At 46.2% G+C, this 22,768-nt stretch carries 22 protein-coding genes, 1 pseudogene and 1 riboswitch; of the genes and pseudogenes, 15 read left to right on the top strand and 8 right to left on the bottom strand.

Translation table 11 applies throughout. The annotated features are described in order from the left end of the window. Nucleotides 1-184: 184 nt before the first annotated feature. The 7 genes and pseudogenes from M3650_RS04055 to M3650_RS04025 form a co-directional block, all read right to left on the bottom strand. Nucleotides 185-2,275 (bottom strand): serine hydrolase domain-containing protein, encoded by a 2,091-nt coding sequence (locus tag M3650_RS04055; RefSeq protein ID WP_251572766.1) that lies wholly within the window; start codon nt 2,273-2,275, stop codon nt 185-187. A 159-nt stretch (nt 2,276-2,434) separates the two neighbouring features. Further along, complete coding sequence (locus M3650_RS04050) at nt 2,435-3,415, bottom strand: alpha/beta fold hydrolase (protein WP_251572566.1); 981 nt, start codon at nt 3,413-3,415, stop codon at nt 2,435-2,437. Nucleotides 3,416-3,479: 64 nt separating this feature from the next. Beyond that, nucleotides 3,480-4,460 (bottom strand): alpha/beta hydrolase, encoded by a 981-nt coding sequence (locus tag M3650_RS04045; protein WP_251572564.1) that lies wholly within the window; start codon nt 4,458-4,460, stop codon nt 3,480-3,482. 157 nt (nt 4,461-4,617) lie between these two features. Beyond that, on the bottom strand, nt 4,618-5,643 hold the full coding sequence (locus M3650_RS04040; RefSeq protein WP_483311723.1) for an alpha/beta fold hydrolase: 1,026 nt from the start codon (nt 5,641-5,643) through the stop codon (nt 4,618-4,620). A 213-nt stretch (nt 5,644-5,856) separates the two neighbouring features. Continuing rightward, nucleotides 5,857-7,224, bottom strand: coding sequence for a sensor histidine kinase (locus M3650_RS04035; protein WP_251572562.1), 1,368 nt, complete (start codon nt 7,222-7,224; stop codon nt 5,857-5,859). Beyond that, a complete protein-coding gene (locus tag M3650_RS04030; RefSeq protein ID WP_251572560.1) occupies nt 7,221-7,895 on the bottom strand; it encodes a response regulator transcription factor in 675 nt (224 codons plus the stop codon). Before M3650_RS04030 ends, M3650_RS04035 begins: the two co-directional genes overlap by 4 nt. A gap of 541 nt (nt 7,896-8,436) precedes the next feature. Continuing rightward, nucleotides 8,437-8,612: pseudogene (locus M3650_RS04025) on the bottom strand (transposase); the annotation flags it as partial. Between the two features lie 347 nt (nt 8,613-8,959). On the opposite strand from M3650_RS04025, the gene M3650_RS04020 reads away from it, so the two are divergent. The 8 genes from M3650_RS04020 (at nt 8,960) to M3650_RS03985 (ending at nt 14,853) form a co-directional block, all read left to right on the top strand. Then, nucleotides 8,960-9,181, top strand: coding sequence for a hypothetical protein (locus M3650_RS04020; RefSeq protein WP_251572762.1), 222 nt, complete (start codon nt 8,960-8,962; stop codon nt 9,179-9,181). A 12-nt stretch (nt 9,182-9,193) separates the two neighbouring features. Beyond that, nucleotides 9,194-9,373 carry a hypothetical protein gene (locus tag M3650_RS04015; RefSeq protein ID WP_251572558.1) on the top strand — a complete coding sequence of 60 codons (180 nt, stop codon included), beginning with the start codon at nt 9,194-9,196 and terminating at the stop codon, nt 9,371-9,373. Between the two features lie 112 nt (nt 9,374-9,485). After that, nucleotides 9,486-11,843 carry a xanthine dehydrogenase family protein molybdopterin-binding subunit gene (locus M3650_RS04010; protein ID WP_251572556.1) on the top strand — a complete coding sequence of 786 codons (2,358 nt, stop codon included), beginning with the start codon at nt 9,486-9,488 and terminating at the stop codon, nt 11,841-11,843. Next, the gene (locus M3650_RS04005) at nt 11,830-12,663 is read left to right on the top strand and encodes an FAD binding domain-containing protein (protein ID WP_251572555.1); all 834 of its coding nucleotides are present in this window, start codon (nt 11,830-11,832) and stop codon (nt 12,661-12,663) included. The genes M3650_RS04010 and M3650_RS04005 overlap by 14 nt, the downstream gene beginning before the upstream one ends. Nucleotides 12,664-12,666: 3 nt before the next feature. Continuing rightward, nucleotides 12,667-13,167 carry a (2Fe-2S)-binding protein gene (locus tag M3650_RS04000; RefSeq protein ID WP_019420774.1) on the top strand — a complete coding sequence of 167 codons (501 nt, stop codon included), beginning with the start codon at nt 12,667-12,669 and terminating at the stop codon, nt 13,165-13,167. Between the two features lie 12 nt (nt 13,168-13,179). Next, nucleotides 13,180-13,926 carry an XdhC family protein gene (locus M3650_RS32225; protein ID WP_251572552.1) on the top strand — a complete coding sequence of 249 codons (747 nt, stop codon included), beginning with the start codon at nt 13,180-13,182 and terminating at the stop codon, nt 13,924-13,926. Further along, entirely contained in the window at nt 13,809-14,228 is a 420-nt protein-coding gene (locus M3650_RS03990) for an XdhC family protein (RefSeq protein WP_251572760.1), read from the top strand. The genes M3650_RS32225 and M3650_RS03990 overlap by 118 nt, the downstream gene beginning before the upstream one ends. Then, the gene (locus M3650_RS03985; RefSeq protein WP_251572550.1) at nt 14,215-14,853 is read left to right on the top strand and encodes a nucleotidyltransferase family protein; all 639 of its coding nucleotides are present in this window, start codon (nt 14,215-14,217) and stop codon (nt 14,851-14,853) included. The genes M3650_RS03990 and M3650_RS03985 overlap by 14 nt, the downstream gene beginning before the upstream one ends. Here M3650_RS03985 and M3650_RS03980 read toward each other — a convergent pair. Then, nucleotides 14,811-15,827, bottom strand: a complete 1,017-nt coding sequence (locus tag M3650_RS03980; protein WP_251572548.1) for an FUSC family protein — start codon at nt 15,825-15,827, stop codon at nt 14,811-14,813. The two genes, M3650_RS03985 and M3650_RS03980, sit on opposite strands and share 43 nt — an antisense overlap. A gap of 432 nt (nt 15,828-16,259) precedes the next feature. After that, a riboswitch (adenosylcobalamin (AdoCbl) riboswitch) is annotated at nt 16,260-16,411 on the top strand. A gap of 136 nt (nt 16,412-16,547) precedes the next feature. Between M3650_RS03980 and M3650_RS31775 the strand changes: the two genes are divergently transcribed. From M3650_RS31775 to eutA, 7 genes are all read left to right on the top strand, one after another. After that, on the top strand, nt 16,548-16,673 hold the full coding sequence (locus tag M3650_RS31775) for a hypothetical protein (RefSeq protein WP_285848288.1): 126 nt from the start codon (nt 16,548-16,550) through the stop codon (nt 16,671-16,673). A gap of 129 nt (nt 16,674-16,802) precedes the next feature. Then, entirely contained in the window at nt 16,803-17,945 is a 1,143-nt protein-coding gene (locus M3650_RS03975) for a 1-propanol dehydrogenase PduQ (protein ID WP_251572546.1), read from the top strand. Nucleotides 17,946-18,138: 193 nt separating this feature from the next. After that, nucleotides 18,139-18,495, top strand: coding sequence for a BMC domain-containing protein (locus M3650_RS03970; RefSeq protein WP_026010996.1), 357 nt, complete (start codon nt 18,139-18,141; stop codon nt 18,493-18,495). A 10-nt stretch (nt 18,496-18,505) separates the two neighbouring features. After that, nucleotides 18,506-18,937: a EutP/PduV family microcompartment system protein gene (locus M3650_RS03965; RefSeq protein ID WP_019420781.1), complete on the top strand. Its 432-nt coding sequence runs from the start codon at nt 18,506-18,508 to the stop codon at nt 18,935-18,937. Between the two features lie 71 nt (nt 18,938-19,008). Further along, nucleotides 19,009-19,581 (top strand): ANTAR domain-containing response regulator, encoded by a 573-nt coding sequence (locus M3650_RS03960; protein WP_019420782.1) that lies wholly within the window; start codon nt 19,009-19,011, stop codon nt 19,579-19,581. Continuing rightward, on the top strand, nt 19,574-20,998 hold the full coding sequence (locus tag M3650_RS03955) for a sensor histidine kinase (RefSeq protein WP_251572544.1): 1,425 nt from the start codon (nt 19,574-19,576) through the stop codon (nt 20,996-20,998). The genes M3650_RS03960 and M3650_RS03955 overlap by 8 nt, the downstream gene beginning before the upstream one ends. A 134-nt stretch (nt 20,999-21,132) precedes the next feature. Beyond that, nucleotides 21,133-22,563, top strand: a complete 1,431-nt coding sequence (gene eutA / locus M3650_RS03950; protein ID WP_251572758.1) for an ethanolamine ammonia-lyase reactivating factor EutA — start codon at nt 21,133-21,135, stop codon at nt 22,561-22,563. Nucleotides 22,564-22,768 lie beyond the last annotated feature (205 nt).

The following is a 22,768-nucleotide window of genomic DNA, read 5'->3' as shown; positions in this document are numbered from 1 at the left end:
GTGCGAACCTGGCAACGAGTGTGGAAGAGACCGCGAACCATTTCGCCGTGGGTAAGGTTGCTTTCATTGTTAGTTCAATCTTTGATTTATCATCTTGATGTTACGCTCTAAGGCCGCACAAAAAAAGAACTGCCACATAAGGTCAGTAATGACCTTAGAGACAGCCTTTTCGACAAGCCTGTATTTATTTATTCAATGAAATCTCAAATATGGAGTCAACTTCTCCTGCAAATACGATCCTACCATTCTCCGGTAATAAGACCTGATTCTTGCCACTGATCACAGTGTGGTTCATACAAATACCTGCTTGATCATATACAGCAAAGGAGCCATTCGAAGGCATATTAACCGTCATGACCTTTCCTTTGGCAGCAGCTGGAACTGAATACCATTTAGCAAGGCCATCCGTTTGGATCGTTGTCGAGGAATGTTTACCTGAATAGAGTGGTTTTACAAGTTCCTCACTAGCGAATAAGCTGCCTGCTAGCGTAAAATATTCTACTCCATTCTTCTTAAAGAAGTTGATTTCCATCGTATCTCGACCAGCCATAGTAGGGATTTGCAGTTTATTGGCTGCTTTGTTTGCATCAATGATCTTATTATTTAACAAATAACCAGGTACATCCTTAATCATATTAAATTGTAGAATTGGCCCACCGTTGAAATAGGTAGTCGATGAGTATTTCTCACTTAACACATAATATTTTTTATTTTCACGCTCTTTCCATGCGGCAGTGATGTCTTGAGTTAATTCATTGGGTTCAAGCTTCTCAGCTTTATACTCTGAGAGAGCTAACTGTCCAAGGCCCGATACGGATATATATAAGCGGGACCACAAGTAGGTGCGTCCATTTTTCTCAACGACGAATTTATACTTTTCCGTGCCCTCCTCGTTTACAAAAGAACCATCTGCCGTATACGTATACTTTTGGGCAGGATTGTTCGGAGCCGTAATCGTGGATACAGACAATTCGCCCACAGGATTCATTTCTACCTTCATTAACGCACCTGAACCTCCACCATAAATACCTGCATGTTGGGATAATTCCTGTGGCATATCCGCCTTTATAGGTACACCATGCGTCTTCTCCGGCTTCCGTTCTTTAATATCACCTTTCTCTTGCAGCGCGCTAAGCAGAAGTTCATTTGCTATCAATTCATCTGTTGCGCTAGAGCCACCTGAAGAGAGAACAGCCGCAGCCATGTTGTATTCCGGGAGCACAACTAGCGAGGAATGATACGAGATTGTATCTCCACCTTTCGTAATTGCCTTGATCCCATATTGGTTGAATGGAAACAAGTTTACACTATCCCATCCTAACCCGTATGATAAAGACGCATCGCCCTCTTCCGGCCACATGCCTCTTTTATACTCTTCTTGTTCCATGGCTGTTACCGATTTGGTAGAAAGAATACCTTCGACTTCTCCTGTGAAGATCTGTGAGAATTTAACCATATCTTCAGCTGTGGAGTAAATGCCTCCTGTTGCAATGATGTTATAATTCTCTTGTGGAAGTTGTCCCTCATAAGCAGGGGAATAGGTCCCGGCCAGTTTCGCTGAATCCACAAGATCCTGCGGTGTTTTTGTGTTGTTCATTTCTAGAGGCACTGTAAAATACTTGTGTATAAATGCTGTAAAGCCCATGCCGCTAACTCTCTCTACCAATATTTCAGCTAACGAAAAACCAATGTTATTGTATACGGAGAATTCACCTGGAGCCGCTTTTAAGTCCTGAGTTGTCAATTCCTCCAACAATGTATCGTGAGCATAGGTATCATTATCCTCATACAATGTTGAATTTGGGCCCGTGTGTCCACGAAGACCGGAGGAATGATTCAGCAGCATGCGTGGTGTAATCTGATTGTAACGGTTGTCTTTCATCTTAAAGTCGGGTATATATTTTACAACGGGCACATCTAAATCTACCTTGCCCTCGTCTACAAGCTTCATAACAGCAGCCGCGAGCACCATTTTGCTCGTAGAACCTATGCCGTACACCGTATCGGAAGTAAGTGGTACATTTCCCTTTATGTCGTTTTTGCCAGCATGCCCTGAAATGACAATCTCTCCATCATCAATGAGCGCATATTGCAGACTCGTAGTACCGTAAGTTTCTGTTAGTATCTTGGCTTTCTCAGCAACTATTTTCTTTGTCGCATCAAAAGTAAGATGACTGCTGTTATTGCTAGCCATTGCAGACATTGGTGCAAGCATCGTTAGCACGAGGGTTAAAGCGACCATTGCAGTTCGTTTTCTCCCTGTTCTCGTGTTCATCCTCATTTTCATTACCTCCCTTTGTTTCACGCGTATCTTCTCCTGTCCTCATCGGTTTAATGGCTAATTTAAATTAGCCATTAAACATAGCTTATACAACGAAGATGTCCTCCCCATGACGGCAATATGAACGGAGTATGAACATAATTATGAGATTACTTATTTTATTTCTGCCATATATGCTCTAAAGTTCTCTACGATTTCTTTGGCTTTTGTACGATGGATGTAATGATCTGCTTCAAACAGCATCATTTTCCCATGTACAGAATTTTTTAATTGTGCTTCATGCTCAGGTACCCATCGATCCGTTACAGGATGATTCGCTTGGATAAAGAAAATAATAGGTGGATTTTTCGGGAATGTTACACTTTCAGCTGCTTTAAAATTAGAATACATATGTTCAATTTCATTTAATAGGTTGGAATTAAATATGTTTTTGTGCATAAGTATTCTCATTTGTTCTTTCGTTTTATCATCATAGGGCAGTTTAGCCAATGGGTCTGTCCCCAGTTTTATGGACAATCTGGAGAGACCTGATTTTTTGAACAGTTTAGCCATTTCTAATTGTGAAGATTCAACCTTCTCCGTTAGCGTTGGAACGCTGCTGTCGAGCCCGACAAATGCACTTACCTCGTTTTCATATTTATTCACATATTCGAGTCCGTAAACGCCTGAAATGGAGTGGCCCATTAGAATATAACGTTTAATGTTAAGACCCTGTAAAGCTTCGTGAATTTCACGGACAATATTCTCTGTGGTTCGTTCCTTTTCGGTTAGATCACTTAATCCATAACCAAAAGGCTCAACGACGACGACTTTGTAGAAGGGTGATAGCTCTTCGATTATCGGTTTAAAGTCCAGTGCGGGTGCCGCTGTTCCAAGACCAGGTAGGAGTACCACAGTTTCTTCACCTGCTCCTTGAATCAGAACATTCATATTTTTCCCGTCTACAGCTACATGCTGACCATAGGGCTCTAATCTTCTTAACTCCGATTGATTACATATAAGATTAACTATATAAACAATGATTAGAAAAAGCGCGATGGCTATTATGATTGCTCCGATTACTTTTAAAATCATGTTTCGTACTTTATTGGTTCTCGTTCGATTCCTCGTTTTCATTTCCACTTGTTGTACCATTCGTATCTACTCCTGTGCTGATCTGTTTTTTCAACAAAGCTTAAAGAGCCCACGAATGATACACTTACTTTACTTCTTTCATATATGCTCTAACATTCTCCGCGATTTCTTTGAATTGGGTGTGGTGCAAATAATGCGATCCCACCATGGTGATTATTTTTCCATGTACCGAGTCTTTGACCTGCCCTTCATGCAAAGGTATCCATTCTTTTATCCCTTCATTATTCGCTTGTACAAAGAGAAGAAGTGGAAGGTCTTTAGGGAATGTTAAGTCATGAGCACCTTTAAAATTAGAAGAAATATGGCCCATCTCATTCAAGATAGTGTCATTATTCATGCTTTTATACGAAATCAATTTCATTTGCTCTACGGTTTTTTCATCAAATGCTAGTCCAGCATAAGGGTCAGCACTTAGTTTTATCATCATTCTTAAGAGACCTGATTTTTTGAGAAATTCTAACTTTTTGATTGGCAATTTGGCATCCATACCCGGTTGTGTTGGAACACTGCTGTCGATTCCGACAAATGCAGTCACCTCGTTTGGATATTTGTTCACATAATCAATGCCGTAAAGGCCTGCAATGGAGTGGCCCATGAGCATGTATCGGTTAATATTAAGCTGCTGCAGCGCTTCATGAACTTCACCTACAATATTCTCTGTTGTTCGCTCTTTTTCTGTTTCATCACTTAATCCATAACCGAAGGGCTCAACCGTGACAACTTTGTAAAATGGAGATAATTCATCGATGAGCAGCTTAAAATCAAGTGCTGGTGTAGCTGTTCCAAAACCAGGCAGGAGTACGATCGCCTCCTCGCCATCGCCTTGAATTAATACATTCATATTTTTCCCGTCTACAGATACGTGCTGACCGTAAGGCTCTATTCGTTTTTGCTCCGAATTCGTACTTATCACATTCGTGATATAAACAATCCCTAGAAAAAGAACAATGGCGATAACGATTGCTCCTATAATTTTAAGTAAAATGCTTCGCACTTTCTTAGATTTTGTTCCATCCTTTGTTTTTATTTCCTCGGTTTGTGTCACTCTCATCTACTCCTGTCCTGATCTGTTTATCCAGTTACCTTAACGGTGCGGCTAATGAAAGTTTAACCAACAAAGATGTACTCCCCATGACGGCAATATGAACTGAGCATGTTGTTATATCAAATAATTACAAACAAACTTTCATTTTAAAAATCATCTACTTGTCTTTTTTTACTTCTTCCATAAACGTTCTAAAATTTTCAACGATTTCTTTTGATTTGGTATGGTGTAAATAATGGGTTCCTTCAAATGTCATCACTTTTCCATGTACAGAATCTTTTACTTGCTCTTCATGTAGTGTTGACCATCCTTCAATTCCTGTACTATCCGGTTGTAAAAAGAATATAACAGGAAGGTTTTTTGGGAATGTTAAATTTTCAGTTGCTTTAAAATTAGAAGACCTACTTTCTATTTCATTCACAATGGTGGGATTTCTGAAGTTTTTGAAAGAAAGAATTCTCATTTGTTCTTTTGTTTCATCATCAACTGGTATTTTAGCATATGGGTCAGCACTTAGTTTCATTATTAATCTGGCTAAACCTGATTTTTTGAGTAGCGTAATTGTTGTAGATGATATTGGAGATTCAACAACCTTATCACCGTATTGCTTGGGAGCACTGCTATCGATCCCGACAAATGCACTCACTTCGTGTTCATATTTGTTCACATAATCTAGTCCGTAAATGCCTGAAATGGAGTGACCCATTAAAATATATCGATCAATTTTAAGACTCTGTAAAGCTGCATGAATTTCACTTACAATATTTCCTATGCTTCGTTCTTTTTCGGTTCCATCACTTAATCCATAACCAAAAGGCTCAATCACTGCGACTTTGTAAAATGGTGATAACTGTTCTACTAGCGGCTTAAAATCCAGTGCTGGTGTTCCTGTTCCCAAACCTGGTAGCAGCACGACTGTTTCTTCGCCTTGTCCTTGAATCAAAACATTCATATTTTTCCCATCTACTGTTACAAACTGACCATAGGGTTTTATTTTTCCTTCCTCTGATTTACTACTGATCATATTAACTGTAAACACAATGGCTAGAAAAAGTACGATTGCTATAACTAATACTGCTAATACTTTAAGTAAAATGCTAAGCCATTTTTTCATCTTACTAGTTGGTTTTTTGCCTGTTGTTGTTGTATCCAAGTCCATTTTCTTTACCTCGCGTATTTTCACTCGCATATTCTCCTGTCGGTTATTTCTGTATTGGGCTGCCAATCGGACCGTTAAGCTAGCATATACGATAAAGATGTACTCCCCATGACGACAATATGAACTGAATATGAACAAGTAAAAAAATGCTGCGGCCCACATACAAGGAAGCTTGCATGTGGGCCGCAGCATGGAGAACGCGGTCTAGTCAATCCGATGGATACCCTATGAATCTAACTAATCTGTTGGCGTAGTGATTGGCAAGGTGACAAAGAAGGTCGTTCCTTGATCAGGTTCACTTTCTACTCGAATTTCGCCTTGATGAAGCGATACAATCTGTTTAACGATGGCAAGTCCCATACCGCTGCCGCCATACTTACGACTGTGTGAACGATCTGCCTTGAAAAAACGTTCGAATATACGTTTCTGGTCCTCCAAGGAAATACCAATGCCCGTGTCGGATATTCGGACTGTCACATTTTTGGCATCTTGTTTGATGCTGACATCAATAATGCCGCCATCCACCGAGAATTTGATGCTATTGCCGATTATGTTCGTCCATACCTGGTTTAATAGATCATGATCAGCCGTTAGGCGAACGGCCTTCAAATTGAGCTCGAAACGGATGTCGCGGGCAGACCATTGCGGCTGGAGCGCGACGATTACCCGTCTGATCTGTTCATCAAGGCTAAGTGTAGCCAAACGAAGCTGCTGTGACTGCGCTTCAAGCAAACTCAGCTTGAGCAGGCTGTCGCTCATCTTGGACATCCGCTTCGCTTCAGCGATGATAATATCAAGATAACGGCTTCGCTCTTGGTCTGCCAGGTCTACTTGCTTGAGTGCGAGCGCATAACCGGATATCGAGGTGAGCGGAGACTGAACCTCGTGCGACACATTCGTTACGAATTCCCTGCGCATCTGCTCCAATTGTTGCAAATCGTGCATCATCTCTTCGAAGCTGCGAGCCAAAGTACCCAGCTCACCCGTTTGCTTAATATTCAGCTTGACGTTGAAATCTCCAGCGGCTATACGCTTGGTCGCCTTTGTCAGCTTTTTGATCGGTCTTACCAAAAATATGGAGGCCACCAGAATGATTAAGCTTCCTGCGATCAACGAACAAGTTGCAAAGATCGATGCCCACATGGTGACAAAGGAGGTGGAAGGGGGGGCGAGCATCTCCAAGAACATCGCTTTTGTTCCCAGTTCCGTTTTCAACGGCAGTCCTAAAAGGACCTTGCCAATACCATTCGGATTGTCTTGAACAACGCCTCCATCTAGTACTTTCTTTAATTGCTCCTTCGTCACAGTGGCAGGTTTGTGTCCGTTAACTCTTCCGTACGACTGGAACTGACCCGTTGCTTCGTAAATCCGAATATGATAGGAATCGAGCATCTTCATTTCACTTACGAACGAGTCCGCTTCACTTAACGGAAGAGTCTTGTAAATCCTGACAATGTCTTGGCCAAAGTTACGAATGTTGATTTGTGCGTTTTCGTTTAGTTTTTCTTCAAATATCAAAGTTGACACAAAAAAAGAAATGATCGTACCCGCGATAACAGACACTAAAAATGTTAGGACAACACGTATATATAAGGATCTGATCATTCGTAAACCTCAAGCCGGTACCCAAGCCCACGCACCGTCTCGATACGAAAATCGGGTGTAGTTGCGAACCGTTCACGCAGGCGTTTAATATGTACATCTACCGTTCGATCATCTCCGGCGTAATCGATCCCCCAAATCTGATCGATCAACTGCTCGCGTGTATAGACTTGTCCAGGTGTTCCAGCAAGCTTATACAGCAATTCGAACTCCTTGAGCGGCAGTGTAAGCGACTCCGTCCCTCTCAGCACCTTATAGGTCTGTCGATCAAGCGTGACGTTGCCGAACTTGATCGTCTGCGTGGAGCCAATCCGGTATCGTTTCAGTAATGCCCTAACACGAGCCGTCAACTCTAACGGATCGAATGGTTTCGTCAAATAATCGTCCGTCCCCAGTTCGAAACCTTTCACTTTCTCCCATGTTTCGCCTCTCGCAGTCAGCATAAGTAAGGGAAGATCAGGATTGGCTCTTCGGAGCTCCTTGCATAACGTCCAACCATCCATAATCGGCATCATAATATCGAGCACGACAAGATCAATATGCGTCGAGGCATAGACGGTCAGCGCTTCCTTGCCGTCCGCGGCTTCGGCTGTTGCAAATCCGTCGTTGCGTAGAAACAAACAGACGAGTTCGCGAATGTTCGCATCGTCATCAGCAACCAGTATAGTAGGCATCTGTTCCCTCTTTTCCCTGTTTTCCATCCCATACAGTAGTAATCATTATACTATAAATGGATTGAAACACAGAATAACGTGGATAGATAGAACAGAAAAAGACTACATGCCATAAACAAAAATAGATCCCAAGATTTTCGTAGGCTTTCGCAAGGTGAATGTGAGAGTGTCTCCCGTTTTGCGTACACTTTGGGACAAATTTTCCTTTTCTTGGCTCCTGTCCGACTCCGGCATATCGCAACGAAGCGGTGCCCCCGCATGGATGCTTTGTTTTATGTATGTCATCGGCCTTATTTCAGGGTGTTTCTCCGTGGTACAAATGAGCGAGTTAGCAGCAAAAGATGCTCTCCTTTCGATTTGCAGCCTCGCCTGCAATTTGCGTTGCATTACGACCCCGTAACGATAGCTCATTTATTATCCGGAACAGGCGCCCCTAGCCGGACGACAGCTCCTTAAGGCCCTGGCCGCCGAGTGGGCTGTTTCAGTTGTTCCTGCTGTTCGTCGCTCAAACGAAAAGGTACGCCCGGTGAATGGTTCATTTGTCCATAGTGACCAGATAGAGCATCTTAAGCAGCGCTTCGCCGTTTGGAAAAACACTCTTTCCCTTTGTTGCTTTGCGAAACTGACGATGATAACTCTCGATGATGTGAGTGGTGTTAGGCGAGCTTACGGATCTCCGAGGGGATACTTGAAAAAGTTCGCTAGTTCATCCCAATTCTTAGGCCGCATCTCCTGAAGCATTTCTGCAAATAACTCTTTTCATGCGTTTTGAGCATCCAGAGCTGTGACTAAAATATTCTCCTTGATGAACTCCCGCAGTTGATGTTCCGTCCTAAGTCCCATGTGTTCTCCCAACCTTTATAAAACCATTGATATAGCTATTAACACTAAGTAGTGGTATATGGATTATAACTTATTGCTGATACGTAGAAGCATCCTTTAACCAGCTAAGAGGCGTCTGATGGGAAATTGGGATATGTGGAGAACTTGAGATCTCATCATGTAACAAAAGTTGGGCGTTTACCATACAGTATTATTGACTATATATGAAAATCAGTAAGGGAGTGTTTATTTTGTCAAATACAGCTTTTTATCGCGATATGCATACGTCTTACGATCCTAATCAACTCGCTGGTCAATATTTTGTACGGGCGGAGCATTTCAAACGTATGAAAATGGCTAACGCGAACAATCCAGTAATGTTTTTCCACTATGCCGAACAAGAGTATTATCACAAAGCCCTTGCTCACCGATATCAAGGGATAGCTCATGCCGCGGAGAGATAGCAATTCATTTAAGTGAAAACGAAAATAAAAATGGGCAGCGGAAATGATATTCCACAGCCCATTTTTGCTGCTGAAGAAGGATGGCTTGACCTTCACCCCAGCAATCCCAACTCCTCATATACCTTTATCGCAATGAACCGTTCTGCACCAAATGATGGTCACGTTGAAATTGCTTTACAACATATAATTTAGATAATACGGACAAAAAATCATGTATATATATAGGCTATGGAGAACTTTATTAAATAAATATTCGAATAGCCTCTTGGAATTTGGCTCTTGTCCACGCTGACTATGCAAAGCGTTGCAGGGCTATTTGAAAAAGGAGGGGGCCAAGATCGGCCGATCGGTTGGAAAAAGCGTTCCCAGAAAGGAAGCATGGGAGAAAGTTACAGGGTCAACCAAATATATTAATGATATCTCGAGACCGGATCTTTTACATGCCAAAATAGCTATCAGCCCCCATGCTCACGCCAACATAAAATCAATTGATTCGTCGAACGCCATGAAAATACCGGGTGTAAAAGCGGTCATTACAGGACAACATTACCCGATTTTGACCGGATCACCACTGACAGACCGGCCACCAATCGCAATTGACAAAGTGAGATATTATGGCGAGCCCGTCGCCCTTGTTGTCGCGGAACAAGAATATATTGCAGAGATGGCGGCTCTCCAAATCAAAGTGGATTATGAGCTTTTAGCGGTCGTCCTTTCTCCAAGTGAAGCTTTTCAGAAAGATGCTCCGCTTATTCATGAGCATCTTGCCGCGTACAAGCGGAACGAAGAGGTATACCCAGAGCCGGGAACTAACATCGCGAACCGAACAAAAATACGCAAGGGGAATATGGAGGAAGGATGGAGGAATAGCGATTATACCATTGAAGTCCAGGTCACATTACCGCAATCGGATCACGCTGCGATGGAAATGCGATGCTGTATGGCAGAGATTTTACCCGGCGGAAAAGTGATCATCCATTCCGCTTCACAATCACCTTATATTATCCGAAGGGCAATCAGCCAGTCGTTTCATATTCCGCTTCACAAAGTCATCGTTCACACGCCTCTGGTCGGAGGAAGCTTTGGTGGAAAAGCCGCGATTCAGATGGAATTTCTTGCTTTTTTGGCTTCAAGCGCGGTTGGCGGGAGAGCTGTAAAATTGGTTAACTCCAGGGAGCTGGACATGATCTCTTCTCCAGTCCATATTGGATTGGATGCCAGAATCAAACTTGGCTGTACCCATGAAGGGAGAATTATGGCCGCCGAAATTCTGTATCTGTATGATGGCGGAGCTTATTCGGATAGAGGTGCGGTCATGAGCCGGGCGGGAGCCGTCGATTGCACGGGGCCTTATCGCATCGATAACGTTCATTGCGACTCATTATGCATGTATACCAATCACCCCTATTCCACTTCATTTCGAGGATTCGGCCATCCGGAACTGACGTTCGCCATGGAAAGAGCGATGGATTTATTGGCGGATCGAGTGGGCATGGATCCTTTGGAATTTCGTTTTTATAATGCGATAGGACCAGGGGATACGTCCCCGACACAAACCTTGATGGATAGAAGCAATGTGGGCGATTTACCCATGTGCATTGCAAAATTGAAAACATTAATCCATTGGGACGACCGCCCCCTACTTGAAATCGATGGCGATCTCATCAAGGCGAAAGGGGTGTGCTGTTTCTGGAAAAATTCGAATACGCCAACAGATGCCGGAGCAGGAGCTGTTATTCTATTTAATCCCGACGGAAGCGTGAATCTGCTTTGCGGTGCAGTAGAAATCGGCCAGGGAACGAGGACGGCGCTTACTCAACTGTTGGCGGAACGGTTGCGTATGGATGACCGGATGATACATATTTCTACGGAAGTAAATACTGAAACCGATCCCCATCATTGGAAAACGGTGGCGAGCCGCAGTACATTTCTAGTTGGCAATGCGATTCTGCATGCGGCTGACGATGCCATCGTACAGTTAAAAAACATAGCTTCAATTGTGCTGCAATGCTTGCCGACTGACTTGGATGTCGGAGGGGGCAAGGTTTTCCGTAAAGATCGCTCCGATATTGGGATAGAAATTGAACAAATCGCCAACGGATACAAATTCCCAAATGGGAATACGATCGGTGGTCAAGTAATCGGACGCGGGAGCTATACGATGCGTAATTTAACATCATTGGATCCAGAAACAGGTAAAGGAAATCCCGGTCCAGAGTGGACGGTAGGCGCACAGGCGGTAGAAGTGGAATTAAATACAAGAGAATACACATATAAAATCGTAAAAGCGGCATCGGTCATCGATGCCGGCAAGGTGATCAATCCGGAATTCGCCCGCAGCCAAATCACGGGCGGTATGAGTATGGGCTTAAGTTTTGCTAGCCGGGAGGCTTTTCTATTCAATGATAAAGGTGCCATAATAAATCCGCAATTGCGTACCTATAAATTGATTCGTTATGGAGAACAGCCGGAGTACTTCGTTGATTTCGTCGAAACGCCTCATTTGGAAGCGCCTTACGGGTTGCGCGGAATCGGTGAGCATGGCTTGATTGGCATGCCCGCGGCATTGGCGAATAGCCTGACCCTCGCCGCTGGAGTAGAGCTTAATCATTTGCCTCTGACGCCCGAGATGATCTGGAGGACGATCCATGATTCCGTTTGATTTTGAATACTACAAGCCTTCTTCCGTTCAGATGGCTGTGGAATTGTTTCAGTCTCTGCACAAACAAGGGAAGAAACCGATGTATTACTCCGGAGGGACGGAAATCATCACATGGGCTCGAGCAAACTCCATTCAACCGGGAGCTGTTATCGATTTGAAGTTCATTCCGGAGTGCAACGTCATAGAAATGCAGAAGGATAAATTGGTCATCGGAGCTTGCGTCACGTTATCGGTGTTATCCGCGGCGAATCCATTCCCGCTGCTCACTGAAGCAGCACAGGGAGCCGCCGACCAAACAGCCCGGAATAAAATCACGCTCGGGGGAAACATTTGCGGCAAAATTTATTACAGGGAGGCCGTGCTTCCGCTTTTGTTGGCAAACAGCCGTATGATTATAGCAGGAATACAAGGAATAAGAGAGACTTCTATCCACAATGTTTTCCTGCAACAATTGAGATTGGAGAATGGAGAATTTCTTGTACAAATCCTAACAGACCGCGGTTATTTATCGTTGCCGTTCGTTCATTACAAAAAACGGCAGATTGGCAATGTCGGCTACCCTCTTGTGACAGTAGCTGCTATTAAGAAAGATAAACAGATTCACACAGCATACAGCGGCGTTTGCTCATTCCCTTTTCGATCCCTTGTAATGGAACAGGCGTTGAACGACTCCTCGATACCGTTGGCGGCAAGAATTGAACAGGCGATCGGCAAACTTCCTGCTCCATTACTAGATAATGCGGAAGGATCCGCCTCTTTTCGGAAATTTGTGCTTAAACAAACGATGGCTGACGCGGTTCAGATATTGGAAAGAAGGTGAAGCATGTCATCCTGCGATACCACTATTTATCCAGTTGAATTCCAAGTTAACGGTGAGAAGCGAACAATTCGAGTAAGGGCTGCTGATATACTGTTATATACAATTCGAGACAAACTTGGACTCACGGGGAGTAAATCCGGTTGCGATAACGGAGACTGCGGCACGTGTACGATATTGGTAGACAGCCTTCCTATGAAATCGTGCCTTATGCTCACCGTGGAAGCCGATGGAAAGAAAATTACAACGATCGAGGGTTTGATGAACTCACCGGTACAGCATGCCTTTGTACAACATCAGGCATTTCAATGCGGTTACTGTACCCCGGGCTTTATTGTGAACTGTCAGGGCTTGCGGAATGTTCATCCGCATGCGAATGAGGACACAATTAGGGTATGGCTGGAATCCAACATTTGCAGGTGTATGTCCTATGAAGAAATTCACAATGCGGTGAAGGACGTCTTTATGAAGAAAGAGGATGGGGAAGCATTTTCCTCTAGGAGTTGAGGAGGGGCGAGCTTGGAAGAAATTCATCGCATTTTGGAAACCATTCAACGTACCAGCCTAAGGAGCGTGCTTGCGACGATTACCCATGTGGAAGGGAGCGCTTACCGTAAAGAAGGGGCCTGCGTGCTGTTTCTTGAAGATGGTTCACAATTAGGGATGCTAAGCGCTGGCTGCCTGGAGGCTGATCTTTCGGCCTGCGTGCCGGATATTCTGGAGACAGGCGTTTCTCGCAGCTTCGTGTTCGACATGCAGTCATCGGATCCGCTGTCCTGGGGGGAAGAACTAGGGTGCGGCGGTGTTGTTCATGTCACGATGGAACCGGTAAATGATGAGCTCGCGGATCATTTATGTACATTGAAGAATTATTTGGATCATGGAACCGAGGTCATACTCATTAAAAGCTTCGGCTCGGATGGGTCTGTGATCGATTATGGTTTCTTGACTAGAGATCGGCACCTATTCGGGGAGTGGAGGGGAGAATTTCCACAGGTATTATTGGATTGGACGTCGTCGGAGGAATCGTGGAGGAGCGGAATGAAGTTTGTCTCATCCATGCAATCGGATGTTTTCGTTCATACCTATTATCCCAGACCGCGTCTTATGATATTTGGTGCGGGACCGGACGCCAGACCACTTGCCGCATTTGCAGCGATCATCGGTTTTCTGTCACCGTCTCCGATTGGAGACCCGCCTTTTGCAATCGACGTTATTTTCCGGATGCTGAATCTATTTTATTGGGGTTTCCAGAGGAAACGATAGGGATGATTCATTTTTCGCCTTACGATTATGCAATTGTAATGAGTCATAATTTTAGGAGGGATCAGCAGCTGGTTCGACTTCTTTCTGAGCGGCAGCTTTGTTACCTTGGCATTCTGGGATCGAAAAATAGAACGGAACGCCTGCTAAAAGGCGGGCCGGTTCCGATGGAAGTTCATTCTCCCGTGGGACTTGCGATTGGTGCAGAGGGGCCCGAGGAAATCGCAGTGAGCATTCTCGCAGAAATAATATATACGTATAGAAAAAATAGAACACAAGAAGTTGTTGTCAATGAGCCGGAATAATATCGTTGGCATCTATTTAGCGGCAGGCCAAAGTACCCGAATGGGTTCGGATAAACTGAGACTTCCGTTGGGTCCTATGAATTTGGGGAATTATGCGTTGGCTGCGGCTTTGAGATCCAGATTGGATTATGTTTGGGTAATAGTAAATGACGTTGCGGCAGCTTGGATGGATCACACATTTTACCGGGATCCGATCAAACGGAAATGGTCCGTTATTCACTGCCCTGAATCTCGTTTGGGGCAAGCGCACTCTCTGCGTTGCGGTGTACAGGCTGCACTTGCCATGGAAGCGACAGCCTTGATGATAGTACTGGCGGATCAACCTTTAATTACAAATGAGATGATCAATGAACTGCTTTTATGTTTTCAAACGCATCAGATGAACGGCAACATTGGTTTCGCGGCCTCGAGGTATGATGGTTTAGCAAGACCGCCGGTTATTTTTGCTCATCGAATGTTTCCGGATCTCCTGCGATTGCAGTGCGATCAGGGAGCCAGACATCTTATTCGAAAGGAAAAATCGGGAATTTGCATCGATTTCGCAAACCCGGACTTGTTCATGGATGTGGATACTGCTGAAGATTACAGGGCTTTATTGGAAAAATCCACATTTTGGAAATCTTGAACGACTTGTTCGGCGTTCATATATAACGCAAGCGGGTACTGATAGTTCTCCATATGGGCAGGCGCTTTTATTTGCAGGGCTGTGCCATTGGAAGCCAAGCTGAATGAGGCTGGGTCATCCAATACACTTTTCCATTCCTTTACAAACCCCGCTAACGTATTCAAATGAACGGCCCAAATCCGTTGATCCTCTTTCGCAAAATTGCCGCTTTCGGACCATTTCGCAAGAACTCGTATCATGTCGGCAGAATTGGCATAGCCAGACCGAAGTTGTTGCATTTTCTGGTTTAATTTTTTTATGATATCGCGTTTTTTGCGGCCTAGCGGATTGTAACGCACACTTTGTTCCGCTTTATCCAACTCGGTTGTCGCTTGATGAAGTTCCCGGAATAAGGTTTGCAATTCTGTTTGCAATGTTTGGGCTTCACTCGAGGAGCAGCCCTCTTTTACCCAAAGTGCGATGTTTATAAAATGATTGGATAGATGGTCCGTGAAATGGATCATCTTTTTTTTGGCTTTGTTAACGGAATCGGGGGGGAATATCAGCATATGGATCAGTAGGGCAATGACAGCGCCGATAACGGTATCACGTATCCGATCAAGGGAATAGCTGGGCATCTTGCTTTGAAAGTACATTACCAATAAAATGCTGAGAGCAACTTGGATCATTATAGCATGATCCAACTTCAGCCACGTTACGATTAGAGCCCCTACAAAAAGGAGGAAGCCTATGCTCCAGCCGTTTAAACCAACATAGGGCGCTATTGATGCAGTGAAAAGAACGCCGGCAATTGTCCCCATGATGCGCTGCCATGCAAATTGTATGGACTTGTCAACTGTTAATTGGATGGACAAAATGACCGTCAGAGGAGCCAAGTAAGGATGTTTAGATCCGGACCACTCCGCGAGCTCCCATGACAGTGCTGCAGCTAATGGGATTTTCCATACAGCCCCTTTGTATTTGATAAAATCCATCATTTTATTAACCATTTTAGTAAGCTCCATCTTCATCTTATTCCTTATCAATTGTTCATTCCCTTGTGTTGTCTCTACCGCGTCGGAGTTGGGAAGGCCCCTTCCTCGTAGTATGTCAATTACGATTTCCATTTATTACGAAGGCGGTCATGAAATGCCTAAGCCCTTATTTCACCCATGAGAATGAACACAGGTTTACTTACACTAATTGTTCATCTGTGGTGGTATTACGGTCATAGGGGAATTTGTATAAAATGAAGGAAGTCCCGCATCAGCAGAGTAGAGGTATCTCGAAAGATGCTCTACCACCGTCATACTGGCATTTACGTTATATGTGTCAAACATGGAAAACTGTTGAAATTTATATCTTACATATTGCCAACGCGATTGTTTATGCTATAATAATGTCGAATGGACGCCCATTCACGTCATACACAATAGAAAAAGTTATAGGCAATGGAAGTTTGGTGCAAATCCAACGCGGTCCCGCCACTGTGATAGATCGAATGCTCGGTCTTAAGTCAGGTCGTTTGCCTAGTAACTTTGTCTGACCAGTCATTTCGAGGCGAAAGTGGCTGGTTTACAAGTCTAGTGACGTTTACCGCCTCGCTAGGCTTTTTTTCGTTGCAAGAGGGCTGCCGACGCTGCTGTCGGCAAGGCCGGGTGGTCGCCGCCGAACACGTACAATGAGGTATGGCTAAGCAAACGGGAGGTTCTTCAATGCCGAAGAACAGATGCACAGTGGGGTGCATGTCCTTTTTTTTCACCATCTGCCGCTCACGTGCGGATAACGGCTGCCAAGATCCGGTTGACGAGTATCCGGATAACGGTGTAAAGTGGTGGTAGACAATTGAATGATTGCGAGTTGCACAATGGCGTGCACCATATATCATAAGCAAAGAGGCTTTTAAAGGAATCCGTTCTTTTAAAGGTCTCTTTTTTTTGTTGCCAATTACTTCCTTGGAGGTGCCTTACATGGACAAAATTTCTATGAAAACCGACATCTATATGGGACAAGGCGCGCTGGATCGCCTGACGGAATGGCGGAATAAGCGGATCTTCATCGTCACAGACCCGTTCATGGTCAAGTCGGGGATGATTAACATGCTGTTTGAACGGCTGCATGAAAGCAACGAACAATACATTTTCAGCAATATTGTTCCCGATCCTCCGGTCGAAGTCGTGACAGAGGGCGTGGAAGCGCTCGGAGCGTTCCAGGCCGATCTTATGATTGCGATTGGCGGCGGTTCCGCGATCGATGCGGCCAAGGCGATGAAGATTTTCGCTCAGAAAATCTTGGACCAGCGCGATATGCCGTTCGTTGCGATTCCGACAACGAGCGGAACGGGCTCGGAAGTCACGTCGTTCTCCGTCATCAGCGACAAGAAGAAGAACATCAAATACCCGCTGGTGTCCGATGACATGCTGCCACAAGAAGCCATCTTGGACCCAGAATTAGTCAAGAGTGTGCCGGACTTCATTACCGCCGATACGGGAATGGACGTGCTGACCCACGCGATCGAAGCGTATGTATCCACCAAAGCGAACGATATTTCCGATGCTTTGGCAGAGAAGGCGATCAAGCTGGTTTTTGCGTATTTGCCAAGAGCCTACAAGGACGGGAACGACCTTGAGGCGCGCGAGAAAATGCATAATGCCTCCTGCCTGGCGGGTATGGCGTTCAATATTGCGTCGCTCGGGCTTAACCATGGCATCGCGCATGTGGCCGGAGCCAAATTCAAGATTGCGCACGGACGCATGAATTCGCTGCTATTGCCGTATGTGATTGAATTCAATGCCGATTACAAGCCGGGTTACGGCAAAGAGGAGAGCAATGCGGCGGCGGCCAGATACGCCGAAATCTCCAAGAGCTTGGGGCTGCAGGCTTCCAATGCGAAGAGCGGCGTTCGCAGTCTGGTGCAGGCGATCAAGCAGCTTCAGAAGCAATTGCGCATGCCGCAGACGCTGCGGGACTGCGGCGTGGAACAAGCCACGCTGAAAGAGATGAGCGCGGCGATTGCCGAGGGTGCGCTGCAAGACGGATGCACGGCCACGAATCCGCGTGTTCCTGCCGCATCCGACGTCGTTGAAATTTTGAACAAAATGTTTCAATCTTGAATAGCAATTAAATTCCAGCCGTAATGATATTGACAACGTTTGCAGGTTAAAATATAGTAAAAGTAACACAAAGGCGTGTTGCATACAAATAAAAGCGAAGAGGCTTCTTAAAAATTCCGTGTGAACTTTTTAAGGGGTCTTTATGTTTTTTTACGGCTATTTCACGTTTTTTTACATGAGATGGGATGAGGGTATGGACCAACAACACAACGAAAAACAACGCGTCATTCAGGAGTACGTGCCTGGGAAACAGGTCACGTTGGCTCATATTATCGCGAATCCTAACCCGGATATTTACAAGAAGCTGGGATTGGGAACCGAGGCGAAGGATGCCATCGGCATTATGACTATTACGCCAAGCGAAGCCTCTATTATTGCGGCGGACATCGCGACTAAGGCGGCTGGCGTGCAGATCGGCTTCGTCGATCGCTTCAGCGGGTCGCTCGTTATTACGGGCGATGTATCCTCCGTGGATTCCGCCGTGAGTGAAGTGCTGCTTGGCTTGCAGAACATTCTAGGCTTCTCGGGTGCGAAGATTACGAGAACGTAGGGGAAGCGACATGAAGAAAATCATATTTGCCGGAAGCACTGGCTCGGGCAAGACCACGCTGTGCCAACGGCTGCACGGTCAGGAGATTGCCTACAAGAAGACGCAAGCCGTGGAGACTTTCGAGCAAGCGATCGATACGCCGGGGGAATGCATCGAGAATCGTTATTTGTACAAGATGCTGCTTGTCTCCAGCGTCGATGCGGATGTCATCGGGCTTGTGCAAGATTGCACGAAGGAAGAAAGCTATTTTCCGCCGGCCTTTGCGACGGTATTCGCCAAGCCGGTGATTGGAATTGTGACCAAGGTGGAGCTGGCCCGGGCGGATGAGGATATCGCGCAAGCGAGAGCTTATCTGCAAGCGGCGGGCGTAGAGCATATTTTCGAGGTTTCGACTATGGAGAACGTGGGAGTGGAAGCGCTTCGGGCTTATTTGGAGGCGTAGGCGACTTTATCATTCGATAGAGGATTCGCAAGATACAAGCAAATATCGGTAGACAATGAGGTGCATGACACATGAATGGAAAAATTGTAATAGTCGACGACGAACCTATTACAAGAATGGATATTCGTGAGATGCTTGAAGAGGCGGACTACAATGTAGTAGGCGAAGCTTCCGATGGCTTTGAGGCCATCGAGTTATGTAAGAAGCATCTGCCCGACCTGGTCATCATGGATGTTCAAATGCCAATTTTGGATGGGTTGAAGGCGGGTAAACGAATCATTTCAGAGCAGCTGGCCAGCGGGGTTATTCTCTTGACCGCATTCAGCGACAAACAGACGATTGAAAAAGCATCCTCTATCGGTGCGCTTGCTTATCTGGTGAAACCGCTCGACGAAAAGTCGTTCATTCCCATGGTGGAAGTGACCATTGCCAAAGGCAAGGAAATACGCAAGCTGGAGCAGAATCTATCGAAGCTGTCCCAGAAGATGGAAGAGCGGAAAGCGGTCGAAAAGGCGAAAGGGATTTTGATGAAGGAAAACGGCTGCACCGAAGAGGAAGCCTATCAAACCCTACGCAAACTTAGCATGGATCGACGGTGTCCGATGATTGAAATCGCAACAACCATCGTCATTTCCTATGATTGATTTCAAAGAACAGATTGTGCGGTTGTGCAATCGGCATACGGGACTGGCGGACGCGGATATCGTGCGGCTGACCGAGATAGCCGAGTCATTCGAAATGTCCGAGGTGCCGGATGATGTGTTCATCGACGTTCTGTCCAGCGTGGCGAATGAGGCGATTGTGGTGTACCACCGCCGTCCGGGTAACGGCAAATCGTTGTACCGGCGTCCGGTTGCGGGCGAGAAGGCGCTGCGCGAGAACGAACCAGGCGTCTTGAGAACGTTGGAAACCGGAATTATGTCACAGGGACTCGTTGCCAATACGCAGGAAAATCATCTGGTCAGGCAAACGGTATATCCGATCAAAAATCATGAGGGCGTCATTGCGGTCGTCATCTATGAAAAAGATGTGAGCGACAATATTCAAGCCCACTTCAAAGTGACGGGGACGCAATACGAAGATGGTGAAATGTCTTCGATGTTGACCGCCATGCTGCGGTTCAAGGACTCGATCATCAATCAGCTGGAGGATGCCGTTCTCGTGTTCAACAAGCACGGATTTTTGAAGCTGAAAAATAAGAAGGCAGACGCGTACTATCGTCAGCTTGGTTATTTGGAGGATATTCAGGGCTTGCATTATGACAATCTGTCGCTGGATCAGACGGTCTTCTCCGACGTGATGAAGGAGCACTCCACGTCCCCTTCCTGTCCATTGACGACAGATGTGAAGGTGGCCGGTCGCTATTATCAGGTGAAACGTCTCTTTATTGCGGAGCGGGATCTTTGCATAGGCGTCATCTTGCACGATGTGACGGAAATCAAGGACAAGGAAGCGGAGATTGTCTCCAAATCGGTGGCCATTCGCGAGATTCACCACCGGGTGAAAAACAATTTGCAGACCGTGGCGTCTCTGCTCCGTATTCAGGCGCGGCAATGTGAAAGCCCGGAAGCCAAAAAATGCTTGAACGAAAGTGTCAGCCGGGTGCTGGCTATCGCGGCGACCCACGAGCTGTTGTCCACAGAGATCGAAGCGCAGGTGGAACTACTTGACGTCATTCGGCTCATCGCTTCGAATATTCAACGCTGCTTTGTCGATTGCAAAAATGTCAATATCGAGATAGCGGCTACGCAGAGCATCTGCTTGGACAGCGATCGCACCGTCGCGATTGCGCTGATTGTAAGCGAGCTGCTGCATAATAGCTATGAGCATGCTTTTGGAGATTGCACGGACGGCACGATTACGGTGAATGCGCAGCTGGAAGGCGGATTGGTCACCGTGGAAGTGGCGGATGACGGAGTCGGATTTTCCGTTGAAGACGGTTCGAACAAAAGCTTGGGATTGTCCATCGTCCGCAGCTATGTGAAGGACAAGCTGAAAGGCAAGCTTGCCATTGCGTCCAGTTGTGATGGCACGACCGTTGCGTTTACCTTCAAAAAATAAATAATCGGGCTACAAGGATGTAGTTCAGTAAGCAATGAGGCTTAAGGTTAACCATTCCCGCCAATCGGGGGGGGATATAACTTTAAGCCTTTTTGCGTGCATATATGTGGTATCAAGCGATGGGGGTGAAAGAAGTGAACGAGCAATTGCTAAGCGTTGGCATCGATATGGGAACCTCGACGACCCAACTCGTGCTGTCGAAGCTGCATATTCAGAACCTGGCATCGTCCTTTTCGGTGCCCCGCCTGGTCATTACGGACAAAGAAGTGGTTTACAGGAGCGATATCTGCTTTACGCCCGTGCTTGCGGACAACCGGATTGATGCAGGGCAAATCCAGACGTTCGTGCAGGAGCAGTACCGGAAAGCCGGCATCCGTAAAGAAGAGATCCAGACTGGAGCCGTCATTATTACAGGCGAGACGGCCCGCAAGGAAAACGCCAATGAAGTGCTGCTGTCGTTAAGCGGATTTGCCGGAGACTTCGTGGTCGCTACCGCAGGCCCGGATCTGGAAAGCATCATTGCCGCCAAAGGCGCGGGCGCCCATACGTACTCCAAAGAGCATTCCACTTCCATCGTCAATATCGACATTGGCGGCGGCACCAGCAATCTGGCGCTGTTCGACGATGGCGAGCTGCTGGATACGGGATGTCTGGACATCGGAGGCCGTCTGATCAAAGTCGACCGGGGGACGCACGAGATTACCTATATCGCGCCGAAGATCAAGCAGCTCGCGGAGCGTAGAGGATTTCAGCTGGCCCTTGGGCAGCAGGCAACGCCAGCCGATCTGGAGCCGATCATCGGGGAGATGGTGAAGCTGCTCGAAGAAAGCGTCGGCCTCCGGCCGCCAGGCGATTTCTACGATACCGTTGTCACGAACAAAGGGCTGAAGCTGGATCGGACCATTCCGTGCATATCCTTCTCCGGAGGGGTGGCCGACTACATTTACCAAGAAGCGGCGGGCGATGTGTTCCAGTATGGAGATATCGGGATATTGCTGGGAAGTGCGATTGCCGCCTCCCCGTTGACGCAGCGGATGACGGTGGCGCGATCAGCCGAGACCATCCGGGCCACTGTCGTGGGGGCCGGTTCCCATACGACCGAGATCAGCGGAAGCACGATCACCTATACGGAAGAGAGCTTTCCGATCAAAAACATTCCGATTCTGAAGCTCGCAGCGGCGGATGAATCGGGGAGCGACGAGGTGCTGGCGCGGGCCATCGCCGACAAATTGAATTGGTTCAAACTGAATAATGATTTGCAGCGGGTCGCGATCGCATTGGAAGGGAAGAAGAGTCCTAGCTTCCAAGAGGTACAGAAATATGCCCAAGGGTTGTACAAAGGGATGTCGGAGCTGCTGGAGCGAGAGCATCCGCTTATCGTGATTGTCCATCACGATATGGCGAAGGTGCTGGGACAGACGCTATATGCCTTGCTTGGTTACAAGAAGGATGTCGTCTGCATCGACAGCGTGCAAGTCGACAACGGCGACTATATCGACATCGGCAAGCCGATTGCGGAAGGCAAGGTATTGCCTGTCGTCATTAAAACGCTCGTATTTCACTAATTTTAGAGGTTGTTCAAAAAGTCCGCTTTTGATCACGAAGTGATTCAGGAAGTAATACGGCATCGAATCTTGCGTTCACTCTCGAAAAGCGTATGCTTTCGAAGCATGTTTCCTTCGGAAACATTTTAGCTGCTCATGTAGTTTTGCCTACACTGCGCTGCTCTTTACAAGTTTTGCAACGCAAAACTCGCTACGGAAGCATAAG

This window comes from Paenibacillus sp. MER TA 81-3, from assembly GCF_023713585.1.
Lineage (GTDB): Bacteria > Bacillota > Bacilli > Paenibacillales > Paenibacillaceae > Paenibacillus_B > Paenibacillus_B profundus.
Note: the sequence above shows the minus strand (reverse complement) of the source record. Positions and strands in the feature narration are given on the sequence as shown.

What these genes read in the sequence shown, in the direction of transcription:
- M3650_RS03980 (WP_251572548.1), bottom strand. Translation starts at nt 15,827, where the DNA reads ATGGATTTTATCAAATACAAAGGGGCTGTATGGAAAATCCCATTAGCT.
- M3650_RS04035 (WP_251572562.1), bottom strand. Translation starts at nt 7,224, where the DNA reads ATGATCAGATCCTTATATATACGTGTTGTCCTAACATTTTTAGTGTCT.
- M3650_RS04055 (WP_251572766.1), bottom strand. Translation starts at nt 2,275, where the DNA reads ATGAACACGAGAACAGGGAGAAAACGAACTGCAATGGTCGCTTTAACC.
- M3650_RS04050 (WP_251572566.1), bottom strand. Translation starts at nt 3,415, where the DNA reads ATGGTACAACAAGTGGAAATGAAAACGAGGAATCGAACGAGAACCAAT.
- M3650_RS04000 (WP_019420774.1), top strand. Translation starts at nt 12,667, where the DNA reads ATGTCATCCTGCGATACCACTATTTATCCAGTTGAATTCCAAGTTAAC.
- M3650_RS03975 (WP_251572546.1), top strand. Translation starts at nt 16,803, where the DNA reads ATGGACAAAATTTCTATGAAAACCGACATCTATATGGGACAAGGCGCG.
- M3650_RS03960 (WP_019420782.1), top strand. Translation starts at nt 19,009, where the DNA reads ATGAATGGAAAAATTGTAATAGTCGACGACGAACCTATTACAAGAATG.
- M3650_RS04005 (WP_251572555.1), top strand. Translation starts at nt 11,830, where the DNA reads ATGATTCCGTTTGATTTTGAATACTACAAGCCTTCTTCCGTTCAGATG.
- M3650_RS03955 (WP_251572544.1), top strand. Translation starts at nt 19,574, where the DNA reads ATGATTGATTTCAAAGAACAGATTGTGCGGTTGTGCAATCGGCATACG.
- M3650_RS03985 (WP_251572550.1), top strand. Translation starts at nt 14,215, where the DNA reads ATGAGCCGGAATAATATCGTTGGCATCTATTTAGCGGCAGGCCAAAGT.
- M3650_RS03970 (WP_026010996.1), top strand. Translation starts at nt 18,139, where the DNA reads ATGGACCAACAACACAACGAAAAACAACGCGTCATTCAGGAGTACGTG.
- M3650_RS04030 (WP_251572560.1), bottom strand. Translation starts at nt 7,895, where the DNA reads ATGCCTACTATACTGGTTGCTGATGACGATGCGAACATTCGCGAACTC.
- M3650_RS31775 (WP_285848288.1), top strand. Translation starts at nt 16,548, where the DNA reads ATGCCGAAGAACAGATGCACAGTGGGGTGCATGTCCTTTTTTTTCACC.
- M3650_RS03965 (WP_019420781.1), top strand. Translation starts at nt 18,506, where the DNA reads ATGAAGAAAATCATATTTGCCGGAAGCACTGGCTCGGGCAAGACCACG.